At 47.6% G+C, this 14,604-nt stretch carries 15 protein-coding genes; 5 read left to right on the forward strand and 10 right to left on the reverse strand.

Annotation, left to right across the window (positions count from 1 at the left end; all coding sequences use genetic code 11):
- Positions 1-66 precede the first annotated feature (66 nt).
- Positions 67-648 carry an NAD(P)H-dependent oxidoreductase gene (locus ACES2G_RS08830; RefSeq protein ID WP_347356420.1) on the forward strand — a complete coding sequence of 194 codons (582 nt, stop codon included), beginning with the start codon at positions 67-69 and terminating at the stop codon, positions 646-648.
- 235 nt (positions 649-883) lie between these two features.
- On the forward strand, positions 884-2,791 hold the full coding sequence (locus tag ACES2G_RS08835) for a potassium transporter Kup (protein WP_347356419.1): 1,908 nt from the start codon (positions 884-886) through the stop codon (positions 2,789-2,791).
- On the opposite strand, the gene ACES2G_RS08840 is transcribed toward ACES2G_RS08835, so the two are convergent.
- Positions 2,788-3,927, reverse strand: coding sequence for a patatin-like phospholipase family protein (locus ACES2G_RS08840; RefSeq protein WP_347356418.1), 1,140 nt, complete (start codon positions 3,925-3,927; stop codon positions 2,788-2,790). The two genes, ACES2G_RS08835 and ACES2G_RS08840, sit on opposite strands and share 4 nt — an antisense overlap.
- A gap of 396 nt (positions 3,928-4,323) precedes the next feature.
- On the opposite strand from ACES2G_RS08840, the gene ACES2G_RS08845 reads away from it, so the two are divergent.
- Both ACES2G_RS08845 and ACES2G_RS08850 read left to right on the forward strand, forming a co-directional pair.
- Positions 4,324-4,914: a YceI family protein gene (locus ACES2G_RS08845; protein WP_374001840.1), complete on the forward strand. Its 591-nt coding sequence runs from the start codon at positions 4,324-4,326 to the stop codon at positions 4,912-4,914.
- Between the two features lie 222 nt (positions 4,915-5,136).
- Positions 5,137-5,742: a hypothetical protein gene (locus ACES2G_RS08850; protein WP_347356414.1), complete on the forward strand. Its 606-nt coding sequence runs from the start codon at positions 5,137-5,139 to the stop codon at positions 5,740-5,742.
- Positions 5,743-5,761: 19 nt separating this feature from the next.
- Here ACES2G_RS08850 and ACES2G_RS08855 read toward each other — a convergent pair whose 3' ends face one another.
- Positions 5,762-6,058 (reverse strand): hypothetical protein, encoded by a 297-nt coding sequence (locus ACES2G_RS08855; RefSeq protein WP_347356413.1) that lies wholly within the window; start codon positions 6,056-6,058, stop codon positions 5,762-5,764.
- 413 nt (positions 6,059-6,471) lie between these two features.
- On the opposite strand from ACES2G_RS08855, the gene ACES2G_RS08860 reads away from it, so the two are divergent.
- Positions 6,472-7,443, forward strand: coding sequence for a hypothetical protein (locus ACES2G_RS08860; RefSeq protein WP_347356411.1), 972 nt, complete (start codon positions 6,472-6,474; stop codon positions 7,441-7,443).
- Between the two features lie 121 nt (positions 7,444-7,564).
- On the opposite strand, the gene ACES2G_RS08865 is transcribed toward ACES2G_RS08860, so the two are convergent.
- The 8 genes from ACES2G_RS08865 to ACES2G_RS08900 all read right to left on the reverse strand — a co-directional run bounded on the left by ACES2G_RS08865 (position 7,565) and on the right by ACES2G_RS08900 (position 14,586).
- Positions 7,565-8,089 carry a M23 family metallopeptidase gene (locus ACES2G_RS08865; RefSeq protein WP_347356410.1) on the reverse strand — a complete coding sequence of 175 codons (525 nt, stop codon included), beginning with the start codon at positions 8,087-8,089 and terminating at the stop codon, positions 7,565-7,567.
- A gap of 228 nt (positions 8,090-8,317) precedes the next feature.
- A complete protein-coding gene (gene glyA, locus ACES2G_RS08870; RefSeq protein WP_374001841.1) occupies positions 8,318-9,565 on the reverse strand; it encodes a serine hydroxymethyltransferase in 1,248 nt (415 codons plus the stop codon).
- A gap of 108 nt (positions 9,566-9,673) precedes the next feature.
- Entirely contained in the window at positions 9,674-10,150 is a 477-nt protein-coding gene (locus ACES2G_RS08875; RefSeq protein ID WP_347356407.1) for an RpiB/LacA/LacB family sugar-phosphate isomerase, read from the reverse strand.
- A gap of 3 nt (positions 10,151-10,153) precedes the next feature.
- Positions 10,154-11,425: a beta-ketoacyl-ACP synthase II gene (gene fabF / locus ACES2G_RS08880; protein ID WP_374001842.1), complete on the reverse strand. Its 1,272-nt coding sequence runs from the start codon at positions 11,423-11,425 to the stop codon at positions 10,154-10,156.
- A 6-nt stretch (positions 11,426-11,431) separates the two neighbouring features.
- Complete coding sequence (acpP, locus tag ACES2G_RS08885; RefSeq protein ID WP_041871683.1) at positions 11,432-11,668, reverse strand: acyl carrier protein; 237 nt, start codon at positions 11,666-11,668, stop codon at positions 11,432-11,434.
- 114 nt (positions 11,669-11,782) lie between these two features.
- A complete protein-coding gene (fabG, locus tag ACES2G_RS08890; protein WP_374001843.1) occupies positions 11,783-12,532 on the reverse strand; it encodes a 3-oxoacyl-[acyl-carrier-protein] reductase in 750 nt (249 codons plus the stop codon).
- Between the two features lie 80 nt (positions 12,533-12,612).
- Positions 12,613-13,587, reverse strand: a complete 975-nt coding sequence (fabD, locus tag ACES2G_RS08895) for an ACP S-malonyltransferase (RefSeq protein ID WP_374001844.1) — start codon at positions 13,585-13,587, stop codon at positions 12,613-12,615.
- A gap of 3 nt (positions 13,588-13,590) precedes the next feature.
- A complete protein-coding gene (locus tag ACES2G_RS08900; protein WP_347356400.1) occupies positions 13,591-14,586 on the reverse strand; it encodes a beta-ketoacyl-ACP synthase III in 996 nt (331 codons plus the stop codon).
- Positions 14,587-14,604: the final 18 nt, after the last annotated feature.

Below are 14,604 nucleotides of genomic sequence, written 5' to 3' on the forward strand. Positions count from 1 at the left end.
ATGCTCCTCGGCTTGCGTTGTTTTATTACAGCGAAAGGTATATGACTTTGTCTAGGAGAATTACTCATGAAATATATCATCGCCGGCACTGATCGCCCGGATTCAAACACGCTGAAAGTATCCAAAATCATCCAGGCTATCTATAAGGACCTGAATGAAGATGTAGAGATCATGGATCTGCGTGAAATCAAGCAGCATCTGCATGACGATGTTCAGTACGGAAAGCCGACAGAGGCGTTGAAACCCTATCTGGAAAAAGTTCTGGCCGCTGAGGGGTTGATTGTCGTGTGTCCTGAGTACAATGGCTCTATGCCGGGCATTTTGAAGTACTTCATCGATCACTTGAAGTTCCCAGAGTCCTTTGAATATCGTCCTGTGTGCTTCGTTGGGTTGGGCGCTATGTTTGGGGCCCTTCGCCCGGTGGAGCATCTGCAGGGTGTATTTGGGTACCGCAATGCCTTTATCTTCCCAGAGCGCGTTTTCATGATGAATGTCTTTAAGATTATTAATGCTGAAGGACAGCTTACGGATGAATTGATGAAGTCCTTGCTGGTGAAGCAGGCTCAAGGGTTCCAGAAGTTTGCTCAAGCCTTGAAAGCTTACGGGCTGGATGCAAATTCGTTTATTGAGAAAAAGAAGTCGACGTAGGTCGGCGGCTAGTCACCAAGCGGTCCTGAATGCGGCCCTCAAAATAGACCAATCCTAGGATTAAGAGGGCTGCCAGAAACCATTTCGATCGAAGAAGTGTATTCCGTATCATCCTTTAATGATGGCAAAGAGCTTAATTTAAAGGCAACTGAAGTTCCTGTAATACAGCGTCCCTGCGTCATTTTTTCATTGGGGGTGCTGACAAGTGGGGTCTTCTTATCTAGACTAAGTGCTTGTGGAAAATTCAGGTCATCAAAATAAAAATGCCAATATCTTAATGCTCTCTTTGGGTGCCCTCGGGGTGGTCTTTGGAGACATTGGAACAAGTCCACTTTATGCCATGAGAGAATGTTTTGGAGAATACGGTCTTGCGCCGACTCCTGAAAATGTCATCGGTATTCTGTCTTTGATTTTCTGGACGCTGGTTCTTGCGATCTGTATCAAATACATGGCTTTCGTTATGAGAGCAGACAACAAAGGTGAAGGTGGAATCCTGTCTTTGATGGCTCTGGCGGTGCGCAGTCAGCATGCTAAAGATATTTCGCGTCGGCGCTGGGTGATGACGATCATCGGTCTGTTCGGTGCGGCTTTGCTTTATGGTGATGGAATGATCACTCCGGCCATTTCGGTTCTGTCTGCGATGGAAGGTCTGACTTTGGTGGCACCACAGTTCAGCCCTTATATTATTCCTCTGACAGTCTTTGTGATGAATGCTCTTTTCCTTATGCAGAAATATGGAACGGGTCGCATTGGAGTCATCTTCGGCCCAATTCTGCTGGTTTGGTTTACCGTGCTGGGGCTTTTGGGTATTCGTGGAATGGCGGAAAATCTGCACATCTTCGAAGCGCTGCTTCCTCATCATGGTATTGAGTTCATGATCAATAACGGCGTCGCCGGATTCCTGGTGTTGGGGTCCGTTTTCCTGGTCGTGACCGGGGGCGAAGCCTTGTATGCGGATATGGGGCACTTTGGAAAAAGACCCATTCGTCTGGCGTGGTTCTTCGTGGCGTTACCCGCTTTGGTTCTGAACTATTTTGGTCAGGGTGCTTTGCTGCTGAATAATCCAGAGGCCGTTTCCAATCCATTCTATATGCTAGCACCCAAGTGGGCGCTGTTGCCGATGGTGATCCTTTCGACCATGGCCACAGTGATTGCATCCCAAGCCCTGATCACCGGTGTGTTTTCAATCACTCGTCAGGCGATTCAGCTGGGGTTCTGTCCGCGTGTGAATATCATCCATACATCCAGTCAGGAAATTGGACAGATCTATATCCCGATCGTGAACTGGTCTTTGTTCATTGGCGTGATCTGGCTGGTGCTGACGTTTAAAACATCCAGCAATCTGGCTGCGGCCTACGGTATTGCCGTAACTGGGGCGACGACGATCACAACCATTCTGGCATTTGAGGTGGCTCGTCAAAAATGGAAATGGAGTCTTTTGAAGGCCTCGGCCATCTTTGGATCTTTCCTGGTGATGGACTTGGCGTTCTTTGGTGCGAATCTGCATAAGATTCCACATGGAGGCTGGGTGCCGTTGGTCATTGGTGCTGTGATTTATCTGTTGATGACGACTTGGCAAAAGGGGCGTCAGATTCTGTTCCGTCGTTTGAAAGAGCGTTCGATGCCGATTGAGGACTTCTGTCAGAAGCTTCTGCGAGAGCCGCCTTTGCGCGCGCCGGGCACGGCCATTTACATGGCAGGGGACCCATGGGGGGTGCCTGCGCCACTGTTGCACAATCTGAAGCACAATAAGGTTTTGCATCAGCGTGTGGCGATTTTGACTATTCAGACAAAAGAAGTTCCGTTTGTTTCCAAGCGTGATCGCATTTCCATTCAAGAGGTGATTCCCAATATCTATCGCATCATTGCGAACTATGGATTTATGGAAATTCCGAAGATGAAGCACATTTTGGAAGCTTGCCGTCAGCGCGATATCAACTTCAATGTCAATGAAACCACCTTTGTTCTGGGGCGTGAAACCATCATTGCAGAAAAAGGTCCAAATCGTCCGGGCGAGGGCGGTATGGCTCATTGGCGTGAACGCCTGTTTGCGATTATGTCCAAGAATGCCCAAAGGCCAACGGCCTTCTTCCGTATTCCGCCGAATCAGGTGATCGAAGTGGGAATTCAGGTCGAAATTTAGGGCTCCAAGAGCAGACGAAGAATCTGCTCTTTTTCCCGCATGCCATCTTCATACCCGATTTCCAAAAGTCGTTCTGAATAGGATTTCTCAAACAGCAGGAAGCTGGCAATCTCGCTGGCTTCATGAAGAGTTCCCAAACCACGCAAAAGATAACGAATCATCGGAGGCAGGGATTGGGTTTTGTCCGAGGCGATTTCTGAAAGATCACGGGAAGGCGAAATCCACAGGTGCTCAATTTTCCGCACCGAGATGAGTCCCAGTTCTTTTTCTGTCAGTTTGGACAGATTGGAGTTGATGCGATCCAGGCGTTCAATATCCACTTCCAAACCATCCATCATCACCGCATTAAGCATAACACTGAGAACTCGGGCCACCGATGGTGGTTCGGTGGTGTTAACCTTTTGAGAGGCGTAACAGACGTCCTGTCTTTTGCGCACACCAATTGCCAATAACTTGGTAGCTCCCAGGTAAATCGCCGGAGCACACGGGGAATGATTCCGAATGCAGCCATCACCAAAGAAGCGACCATCGACCGTGACTGGCGGGAATAAAAGAGGAATGGCAGCTGAGGCCAGAATGTGTTCCGTGGAGAGCGGGCTCTTGATTCCAACTTTACGAATGCGCCTCCACAGCGGCATATTTTCCTCCCCCTGCACGAAGCTGACGGTGGAGGTGGTGAAATAGTCCAAGGCGGTGACAGAGACGGCCCGAAATTTTTTCTTGTCGATGTTTTTTTGAATATTCTCAAAGTTACAGTTCTCAGCGATAAGTTTGCGCAGCGGAGTTGTTTCTAAAAGGGAGCGATGCGGGGAGGAGTTCTTAAGGCCTCCCAGTGACAGAGCCAGCAGCCAATGCAGGCCGCCTTTAGAAAGTGAAAGTGGATCGGTGATGAAAACCTGTTCAGAGGATATCTGACGCCACAGTTCTGTCAGGCGGCGGGTGCCTTCATCAAACTGATCATAACTGGCGGTTGTCAGAAAGGCCGTATTGATGGCGCCAGCGCTGATGCCTGTATAGAGCTGAAAAGGGTTGACGATGCCTTCTTGTCGGCAGATATCCGCAATAGCGTTTAAGACCCCCACTTGAAAGGCGCCTCGTGCTCCACCACCAGAAAGAACCAGCCCCAGAGATGACATGAGATAATTCCTCTTTTTCGTAGGATAGAATGAAAGGGGGGCGATTATAAGACTTTTTCTGGACTTGAAGGAAAATACAGAAGAGAGATACTGAGCATGAACGAGGTCACAGTAATCTTTTTCGGTTACTGATCCCATTGAAGGGAAACCTGCCTCGTAAAAGGGAGTCCGAGCGACTCCCTTCTTATTTGCGCAGAGCTTACACCTAGCGCATCTAAATAGCCTCAAGGCTCATTGTTTTTTCATTTTGTTTTCAACTTTATTTGCCCTTGGTCCGGTGTTCCAGATCTTGGTGTTAATATTCTTTTCTGTGTTGATCTCTGTTACATTTTGCGGGAAAGTCTTGATGGTTGACAGTGATGTTAAACAACGGGAATTGCGAAGGAGAAAAGTGCAATGTTTAAAACTGTTTTTGTTGCGTTGATTATGGTGGCAGCTGTTCAAGTACAAGCAGCTGATGTTTATAAAATTGATACCAAGGCAAGCTCTGTAGCTTGGAAGGGTACAAAGAAAATGGGCGATGCACACAATGGTGGCATCTCTGTTAAAGAAGGCGCTGTGACTGTTGAGAAAGGTCAGCTGACTGCGGGTAACGTAGTTGTTGATATGACAACGATCACAAATGCAGATGTGAAAGATGCTGGCTACAACAAGAAACTTGTTGGTCACTTGTCCACTGAAGATTTCTTCAATGCAGGTAAATTCCCAACATCCACTTTCAAAATCACTTCTGTAGCTCCATCTAAAACCAAGGGTGAAGTTTTGGTTAAAGGTGAGTTCACAATGATCGGCGCGACTCATCCTATTGAGTTCCCTGCAAAAGTGACTGTTGAGAAAGGTGTTGCAACTGGTGAAGCGGTTGTAAAAATCGACCGTACTAAATGGGGCTTGAAATATGGCTCTGGCAACTTCTTCAAAGAACTTGCTGGTGACAAAATCATCAACGACGAATTCGAACTTACTTTGAAGCTTGTAGCTAAAAAATAAGTCTGACTGTTCAGATGAAAATACGAAGGCATCCTCACCACGAGGGTGCCTTTTTTATTTGTCTAGTAAGTGCGCAAAGTCAGGCTAAAAATGTTCCAATGATGATTGTGTTTTGATGTGAGACACGTTTCAGGATGAGATTCGCCAGAAGAAACAATGCTTTGCAGGCGTGAGGGATTGGTCAGTTTTTTGCATTTTTCAAAGTTAAGCAAGGAGCTGACTATGCAAAAAACTAATATCTTTCTTTCCCTTTTGTTGATGGGATCTTTGGCGCTGACAGCGTGTGCAAAGAAAGATTCTGAATTTGCAGCTCGCTATGCAAAGAATCGTATGGGCGCTACGGTGGTTGACGGAGTGAAAACCCAGCAGGCGGCAGAGCAAGCCGCCGAACAAGGACTTGAAGCAGACATCGTGGGTGTAAAACGTTATTGGACTCCGGAAGGTCAGCCAGGTCCGCGCGTGGTGATGGCAACAATCCTGATTAACAATACAGAGTTCCCGGTGAAGAGTCATCACTATGACACTGAGACAGTCAGTGGAAGCGTCACGGTGAACGGATACAATGTCAGCTATGAAGCCATGTGCGGTGATTCCAGCTGCAATCCTTATTATGCTTCAATGAAAGTTTACAGCAATGGCCGACTGGTGATTCAAGAGGGCATTCGTATTTACTTCGAGCGTACCAATGCAGCCCACACAGACCTTTATCAATGGCTGTCCCCAGGACAAGAACTTCCATTCATGGGTTCAGACATTCAAGACACGCGTGGCATCGTGGGATATCTGAATCAATACGGGGCCAACAGCGGGTCGGGCGTTATTCAGTAATCACTTTGTTTGAAATAAACTATGGAACACGAGAGGAAGAGTTCCCCATGGATCTCTTCCTTTTTTCTTTCTGGATCTGTTCGTTCAAAAGTTCGGAAAGCAGACCGTGTCTGGCTTTGACCTGATAGTCGATCTTCACCAAAGCAGTTGCGAGATTGTTAAAAAGCCGCTCCACTTCGGAGTCTGTTTCCAGTCGACCTTCCTCTTCTTTAATTTCTTCAATTAATCGATCAATTATAAAGAGAGCTCCGTTTAACGAAACTCCGATTTCGTGAAGGAAGGCTCTTTCGCGATCGAGTTCCGCAGGTTCGGCCATAAAAACCTCCTCATATAAGTATTTAAATACGAGGTGTTTTCGGCAACTTGTAGGTTTGCAGGGGCAGTTTGCCCCTGCAGAAACTTCAGGGCGCCATGTCATTAGAACAAGATGAAAATTTAATGAAACACGGTGACACCACTCGAAATTGACTTATTTGGCCTCAGATCGAATTAGATGGGGTCTTGTAGACAGTTTTTTTAGATATCCGTCAAGAATTGCTATTGCCGCATGACCAAAGTCGTGGCACCTTACTTGCTTTAAAGGCTACGTGGCTCCAATTTGGGACCATTTTGGCCCTTTTCGGCACCAGGGATATTCCGGGGACCGAATTAGTTGAAGAAGATTTTAAGTCGTAAAGACGGAAATAAATTAAGAAACATAATTAACCATTATCGAAAGGGATAAAAACAGTGAAAACACAAATTTTGATGTCACTGATTTTGGCAGCTTCCATGACTTCTGTTGCTCAAGCAGAAGAGCAAAGCTCAAACACAAGCACAGTAAAAGTGTCTGATGTTCAGGCTAAAGATGAACAAGTAAAAGACTTGGATCAAGAGATCACGAACGCGAAAATGCGCGCTGAATCTGGTTCCAAATCCAAATGGTCTATGAGTGCTGACCTGACTTTGAATGGTGGTAACTTGGTAGAGCCATTCGGCGCAGTTCGCCCGAACTATTCTGGTGAAGCAGCTCTTGACGGCAGATCCAACATCTCTGGTGAGATCGGTGTTTCTTACCGTGTAAACCCAAACAACCGTGTTAGCTTGTCTACTGGCGTGTCTATCCTGACTCCATTCCAGAGCCGTGGCGAAGACATGTTGAAAATGGCTAAAGACGGTGGTGCTTCTGATATCTCCACTCCATCTATCACTTGGGGTAACACTCAACGTATCGGTGGCACTCAGAACTCTTTCTCTGTTGGCTACAGCCACACAACTAAAGAATTCTACACTGACGTGATCAAATCCGTTGGTGACTTGAGCTTGAGCCACGTTGTTATCTTCGATATCGCGGGTTCTAACTGGCAGCCAGGTTTCTCTACATCTGCTTACTACAGCATGTACAGCGACTCTGCTCAAAACTTCGACGTTATCGGTAACGATGACAGACGTTCTGACTACGGTATCGGTTTCTATCCGTTCGTAGAGTATGCGTTCAACGACACATTCTCTTTCCGTACAGTATTCCGTCCTTTCACTTACAGCCACATGAGATCTGATGATGCTGGTACTTTCGAAACTAGCATGTACACTCAGTCTCTTGGTTTGGGTATCGCGGTTACTCGTGACATCTACTTGTATCCAAACATGCAATTTGCTCCAGAGAACCTGAAGCCAGAATTGACAAACGTAGGTCTTTCTACGACTTTGAACGTATTCTAATTATTGGTTAGAAATTACGAACGAAGAAAAAGGCAGCCAATTGGCTGCCTTTTTTATTTCCCAGAACGCAAAAAAAAGACCGCTTTGCGGCGGCCTTTGTAAGTTCTTATTAAAGCTGTTTTTAAAGTTTTGCGGTGGCGGCTTGTGGCAGCAGAGGAAGTGGATCGATAGGTCCGCGGTCTTTGCGAATTTCGAAGTGCAAATGCACCCCAGTGGCGCGTCCTGTGCGGCCCATGGCTCCAACGACTTCTCCTTGGCGGACCTTTTGCCCTTCGGCCACCAGGATTTTATCAAAGTGGGCATAAAGCGTTGCCCATCCGTTGCCAGACTCGACTAGAACCATCTTTCCGTACCCACGGAACTCACGGCCTGCATAGATCACAGTGCCTGCTTGAGCAGCCAAAATAGGTGTGCCTTTGGGGGCGGCCAAGTCGATGCCCAAATGGGGGCGGCGTTTATTGGGTAAGAATCCACGGGTCATGCGTGCGCGATCCACCGGCCAATCGAAAGTCAGGGACTGTTGTTCGATCATGGGGTTGTGGTCAGAGGCGGTGCCGCGGGGATGTTTGCTGTTTGGAGCAAAGTACTCGCGTGATAGGGGTGTGTGAAAGGTCGAGCAAGAGCCTAATGCTCCCACCGTAACCATGCATCCTGCATATTTAACTAGCTGCTTCCATCCTGGTGTCATGCTTTGATTATACTTGATAAGCCCTTGGATCCAAAGATTTTTTTGACCAATGACTAGTTTTGGCGCACAGAAAAGCCGTGCTTTTTCGACAGGATGCCATTTTTGTAAGCGACGATGGTAAAGGTACGGACTTACTTATGGTAGCGCACATGCACAACCATAAGTAAGTCCGTACCTCGAGGATATTTAGTAGATTGGGAAGTGCTTACATAGTTGTTTTACTTCTTCGTGGATGCGATTTTTCATGTCGACATTGTCAGCGTTATTCAACACTTGAGAAATCCACTTCGCAATTTGCTTCATTTCAGCAGTGCCCATGCCTCTTGTAGTCAAAGCCGGAGTTCCAATACGAACACCACTTGTGACAAACGGAGATCTCTTTTCGTTTGGCACTGTGTTTTTATTCACTGTAATACCAGCTTCATCCAAAGAGTTCTCGGCAATTTTGCCGGTGATTTCACGATCACTCAGGTCAATCAAGATCAGGTGATTGTCTGTTCCACCAGTGACCAATTGGAATCCTTCAGAGAGCAAAGCCTCAGCTAGGACTTGAGCATTTGTGATAACCTGCTCAGAATACTTTTTGAATTCCGGTTTCAAAGCTTCGCCAAAGGCCACGGCTTTACCGGCAATCACGTGCTCCAAAGGGCCCCCTTGGATGCCTGGGAAAATACGGGAGTTCATAATTTTAGCTTTTTCTTCTGAGTTCGTCAGAATCATACCGCCGCGAGGTCCACGCAAAGTTTTGTGTGTTGTGGTGGTGATATAATCCGCGTAAGGAACCGGAGACGGGTGATGACCTGTTGCCACCAGACCTGCGAAGTGCGCCATGTCCACCAGCAATTGTGCGCCCACTTCGTCGGCGATTTCCTTAAACTTAGCAAAGTCCAAAGTGCGCGGGTAAGCGCTGTACCCTGCGATGATCAGCTTTGGTTGAACCTCTTTGGCAGTTGCGCGAATAGTGTCGTAATTGATACGGCCGGTTTCAGAGTCCAGTTTGTAAGAAGCGGCTTTGAATAACATACCGCTGAAGTTTACCGGAGATCCGTGGGTCAAGTGTCCACCGTGAGAAAGATCCATACCCAGGATGGTGTCGCCGGATTTACAAGCCGCCAGATAGACACCCATGTTGGCTTGAGATCCGGAGTGGGGCTGAACGTTGGCATACTGAACACCGAAAAGCTTTTTGGCTCTTTCGATTGCCAGAGATTCAACCGTATCTACATTCACGCAACCGCCATAATAGCGTTTTCCCGGATAACCTTCGGCATATTTGTTTGTGAGGATAGAGCCTTGAGCTTCCATCACGGCCTTGGAGGTGTAGTTTTCAGAAGCAATCATTTCCAAACCAAATTGCTGGCGTTCAGATTCTTTGTTGATTGCGGCCAAAACTTCCGGATCGACTTGGGCCAAAGACAGAGATGTAGAATGCATAAAGACTCCTTGAGCTCATAGGCTCACGTAACGGATATCCTTCAAGAACTGAAAGAAGGGTAAATCAATCTCTAAAATTATGACTCGAATAGATGAATTTTAAAAGTCTCAACAACCAGTGTCGGTTGCAAGCTTGTCCACACGCTGTTGGTGACGTCCCCCTGCAAAGGAAGTGGAAAGGAATGTTTTGATCATCTTCACCGCATCGTCGGGTGAGGAGAAGCGGGCACTCAAACAAAGAATGTTGGCGTTATTATGTTCCCTTGAGAGTCGGGCAATATCGTCATTCCAGCATAAAGCGGCGCGAATGTGGGAATACTTATTCGCACGAATAGCCATTCCTTGACCTGAGCCACAGATCAGAAGCCCCAGGGCTGGACCTTGTTTGGAATCCACGATGTTGTTCTTCTTGTTTTCAAGATCTACTTTAACAATCTCACGACTGACCTGATCGGCATAATCCGGGTAGTCGACAGAGTCAGCACTGTGAGTACCGACATCTTTCCATTGAATGTCCGGAAGAGCTGCCATCACTTTAAGTTTTAAATCCAACCCGGCGTGATCACAGCCAACATAGACAAGCATGTTTTATCCTTCGTACTTCGAGAAGATCATGGAAGCATTGGTTCCACCGAAACCAAAGCTGTTGTTGATGACGTGATTGATTGTGCCCTTACGTGCTTCGTGAGGAACATAATCCAAATCACAGTCTTCACTTGGGTTTTCCAAGTTGATCGTTGGCGGAGCCACCTGATCACGAATTGCCATCACACAGAAGGCAGATTCAATAGCGCCAGCAGCACCCAACGCGTGACCCATCATGGACTTGGTGCTGGAAACCCAGACCTTTTTCGCATGATCGCCTAGAAGGCGTTTGATCGCGGCAGTCTCAAGGCCATCACCCACAGGTGTGCTTGTGCCGTGAGCGTTGATGTAGCTGATTTCTTCAGCTTTCAGGCCAGAGTCTTTCAATGCCATGGACATCGCCGCATAACCGCCCGCACCTTCCGGAGCCGGGGAGGTCATGTGGTAAGCATCGGAGGAAACTCCGTAGCCTGTGATTTCACAAAGAATATTGGCACCACGTTTAAGTGCGTGCTCCAGGGATTCCAGGCAAAGCACCGCGGCACCTTCAGCCAGGACAAATCCGTCGCGGTCTTTATCCCAAGGACGGCTGGCTTTTTCAGGAGCGTCGTTGCGAGTGGAAAGAGCTCTCATGGAGGCAAAGCCCCCGACAGCCAGACCACAGATTGTGCTCTCTGCTCCGCCCGCAAGCATCACATCAGTCACGCCGTCACGAATATAACGAACAGCATCCCCGATAGAGTGAACACCTGAAGCGCAGGCAGAAGTCACAGAGTAGTTAGGACCTTTCAGGCCCATTGCGATCGTCACCTGACCCGCGGCCAGGTTCGTGATCACAGAAGGGATGAAGAACGGACTGATACGGCCCGGACCTCTTTCCTTCATTTTGATGGCGGTTTCTTCGATGTTCGAAAGACCACCGATACCGACACCAATAATCACTCCCGTTTGATTTTTCACGTCTTCGGTCAGTTCCAGCTTGGCCATTTCCACGGCCATTTTGGAAGCTGCGATCGAGTAGTGAATGAACTCGTCCATCTTCTTTTGCTCTTTTTTCTCGATGTATTGGTCTGCATTGAAACCTTTTACTTCGCCGGCAAAAGTCACATCAAAGCCTGTCGTGTCGAACTTGGTGATCTTGGCGATGCCAGATTGTCCACGTTTCGCGGCTGACCAGCTCTCCTCAATGGTATTACCAAGGGGAGTGACTGCGCCCACTCCGGTGACGACAACTCTTCTTTGTGGTTTTGATGGACGTTCAAATCGGGAGTTCATAATAAATTAAGCTTTTCCTTTTTTCTCAAGGTAAGAAGCTACGTCTTGAACAGTCTTAAGCTTTTCAGCGTCTTCGTCTGGAATTTCAAGATCGAATTCTTCTTCCATTGCCATCACAAGTTCAACGATATCAAGGCTGTCAGCGCCAAGATCGTCGATGAAAGAAGCTTCAGGCTTAACTTTATCTGGATCTACGCCTAATTGTTCAACGATGATGTCTTTAACCTTTGGATGAATAGCCATTTGTCCTCCTAATATGCGTTCAATATTACTTATATTACAAGTCTAGTCTAGTGCATTAGCTCTATCATGTCGCTCGTAGGCGAGATGATTTTATTCGCGAGTGATCTCGCGAATTTAGTTCATATGCATACCACCGTTCACATCCAATGTGTGACCGGTGATATATTTGGATTCGTCGCTGAGCAAGAAACGAACGGCCTGAGCAACGTCGTTGCCTTCGCCGATTTTTGCCAGAGGAATCCTTTCCATCATTTTTGTTTTCACGTCTTCAGAAAGAACTTCCGTCATTTCTGTACCGATGAAGCCAGGTGCCACGTTGTTCACGCGCACGTTGCGGGACGCCAGTTCCAATGCCACAGACTTCGCGAAAGCAATAGTACCTGCTTTGGAAGCGGCATAGTTGGCCTGCCCTGCATTGCCAGTTTCACCGATGATGGAAGTGATATTAACGATGGAGCCTTTGCGTGCTTTCATCATAGGTTTGGTGAAAGCTTTGGTTACCAGGAACGTTCCGCGAAGGTTCGTATTGATAACAGAGTCGAAGTCTTCGGACTTCATGCGCAGCAAAAGTTGGTCTTTCGTGATGCCGGCATTGTTCACAACGCCATCCACGTCCGCCCATTTTTCAAGGATATGATCCACCGCCGAGTTTACAGACTCTTCGTTGGCAATATCCATTTTGATATAGAAGTGACCTTCACCGGGAAGGGTGTGAGCAACTTGTTGTGCTGATTCTTCGCGGGAGGAATAAGTGAAGGCCACTTGTGCGCCTTCTTCCGCAAGAAGTTTTACAATAGCAGCGCCGATTCCGCGGCTGCCGCCAGTGACAACAATTTTCTTTCCTTGAAGCGATTTTCCGCTCATGTGCAAAATCCTTTTAAGCAGTAACCTGTGTTGTTTTCAGAGCACACTTTGGCCGAACTCAGAGTAAATCTCAAGAAAATTTAATGACTCGTAGCTTTCAGGGAATCTTCAATAATTTTCACATCTTCCATGGAAGTTGTGGTCATCACTTTGAAGAAATCCGCGTCGATCTTTTTCAGCAAGCCCTGAAGTACTTTGCCAGCGCCGCACTCGATGATTTGAGAGTGACCCATGCCTTTAAGAACTTCCATGCTTTGAGTCCAGCGCACCGGTGCGGAAACCTGACGAATCAGATTTTCACGAAGTGCAGGTCCTTCGACTTCGGCTTTGGCGTGGAAGTTTTGAATGATCGGGAACAAGGCGGTTTTAAATTCCATCGCGGTCAGAACTTCTCTCATCTTGTCTTCGGCAGGTTTCATCATTTCACAATGGAAAGGTGCTGAAACAGAGAGAGGAATCAACTTGGCTCTTTTTGGAGCTTCGGCGAAAATCACTTCCGGCTTGAAGTTGTCTTTGAGCCAGTTGATCGCAGCCTGTGAGCCGGAAATAACAATTTGCCCAGGGGAGTTGAAGTTCGCTGCAGACAACGGACCTGCTCCGGAGTTTTTCACAACGTAACTGCAAAGAGTTTCAATTTGATCCGGCTCAAGCCCCAGAACAGCGACCATCCCGCCTTTACCCACAGGAACCGCAGATTGCATGGCCTGGCCGCGAGTTTTCACCGCGCGCATGGACTCGTCAAAACGAGTCACGCCCGCTGCCACCAAGGCCGCATATTCGCCGATAGAGTGACCTGCGCCGGCAACAGCCTTGATGCCGAAATCTTTGGTCAGAACTCTTTGAGTCGCGGTGGAGACCAAAAGCAAAGCAGGTTGAGTGTTTTCAGTCAGTGCCAGGTCGGCTTCAGAGCCTTCAAAGCACAGTTTTTTCATATCGATTTTAAGAGCCTCAGAGCCTTCTTCGAAGGTTTCCTGAGCGATCTTGAAGTTTTCAAACAAAAAACGGCCCATGCCAGGTTGCTGGCTGCCTTGTCCTGGGAATACAAATGTAAACATGTCTTAGTACCTCAAAAGAATACTGCCGGATGTGAGACCTGCGCCGAATGCGGTCAGCAGAATCGTCTGGCCTCTTTGGACTTTTCCGTTTTTCACGGCCCAGTCAAATGCAAGAGGGATGGATGCGGCAGATGTGTTTCCAGTTTCCTGAAGATAAACAATCACGCGTTCCATTGGGAATTTGAATTGATCAGCCACAGCCTCGATAATGCGCTTGTTGGCTTGGTGAGGAATAATCCAGTCAACTTGATCTGGACTTACCTTATTGTGCTCCAGAGCTTCCTGGCAGCACATGGCCATCGTGCGAACCGCGTTCTTAAAGATTTCGCGGCCTTTCATGGTCATAAAGTGAAGGCCTTTGTCGATAGCTTCGTGAGATTGAGGGATTTTGCTTCCGCCCGCAGGAAGGATCAAAAGATCCGCCAGATTGCCATCTGCATGCAGGTGAGTGCTCTCGATGACATTCTTTTCGCCTTCAGCTGCACGAGAAAGAACCCACGCTCCGGCTCCATCTCCGAAAAGAATGCAGGTTTCGCGGTCTTTATAGTTCATGTAGCGGGAAAGGACTTCAGCGCCGATGACGAGAATGTTCTTGTACATTCCTGTGCGGATGAATTGATCAGCGATACTGACGCCGTAAAGGAAGCCGGAGCAAGCGGCGTTCAAATCCACTGCCATGATATTTTTCGCCCCGAGTTTAGCCTGAACAAAACATGCGGTTGACGGCATTTGATGGTCACCAGTGACGGTGCCCACCAAAATCATATCAATATCTTCGACTTTAAGATTGGCATCTTCCAGAGCACGCTGAGCGGCAATGACACAAAGATCAGAAGTGGCCTGATCTTCAGAGGCTATATGGCGGCGCTCGATCCCGGTTCTTTCAACGATCCACTGATCGTTTGTTTCTACCATCTTTTCCAGATCCGTATTTGAAAGGATCTTTTCTGGTAGATAGGAGCCTATCCCTGAAACTCGAGATCGATACATTCCTGCCATGGAGTCAACCTATTCTGT

The sequence above is a fragment of the Bdellovibrio bacteriovorus genome (genome assembly GCF_041888015.1).
In the GTDB taxonomy this organism is placed as follows: Bacteria; Bdellovibrionota; Bdellovibrionia; order Bdellovibrionales; family Bdellovibrionaceae; genus Bdellovibrio.

Bases quoted from the DNA above. Each gene is read 5' to 3' on its own strand.
- ACES2G_RS08830 (WP_347356420.1), top strand. From the start codon at position 67: ATGAAATATATCATCGCCGGCACTGATCGCCCGGATTCAAACACGCTG.
- ACES2G_RS08840 (WP_347356418.1), bottom strand. From the start codon at position 3,927: ATGTCATCTCTGGGGCTGGTTCTTTCTGGTGGTGGAGCACGAGGCGCC.
- ACES2G_RS08845 (WP_374001840.1), top strand. From the start codon at position 4,324: ATGTTTAAAACTGTTTTTGTTGCGTTGATTATGGTGGCAGCTGTTCAA.
- ACES2G_RS08850 (WP_347356414.1), top strand. From the start codon at position 5,137: ATGCAAAAAACTAATATCTTTCTTTCCCTTTTGTTGATGGGATCTTTG.
- ACES2G_RS08855 (WP_347356413.1), bottom strand. From the start codon at position 6,058: ATGGCCGAACCTGCGGAACTCGATCGCGAAAGAGCCTTCCTTCACGAA.
- ACES2G_RS08865 (WP_347356410.1), bottom strand. From the start codon at position 8,089: ATGGTTACGGTGGGAGCATTAGGCTCTTGCTCGACCTTTCACACACCC.
- glyA (WP_374001841.1), bottom strand. From the start codon at position 9,565: ATGCATTCTACATCTCTGTCTTTGGCCCAAGTCGATCCGGAAGTTTTG.
- ACES2G_RS08875 (WP_347356407.1), bottom strand. From the start codon at position 10,150: ATGCTTGTCTATGTTGGCTGTGATCACGCCGGGTTGGATTTAAAACTT.
- fabF (WP_374001842.1), bottom strand. From the start codon at position 11,425: ATGAACTCCCGATTTGAACGTCCATCAAAACCACAAAGAAGAGTTGTC.
- acpP (WP_041871683.1), bottom strand. From the start codon at position 11,668: ATGGCTATTCATCCAAAGGTTAAAGACATCATCGTTGAACAATTAGGC.
- fabG (WP_374001843.1), bottom strand. From the start codon at position 12,532: ATGAGCGGAAAATCGCTTCAAGGAAAGAAAATTGTTGTCACTGGCGGC.
- fabD (WP_374001844.1), bottom strand. From the start codon at position 13,587: ATGTTTACATTTGTATTCCCAGGACAAGGCAGCCAGCAACCTGGCATG.
- ACES2G_RS08900 (WP_347356400.1), bottom strand. From the start codon at position 14,586: ATGGCAGGAATGTATCGATCTCGAGTTTCAGGGATAGGCTCCTATCTA.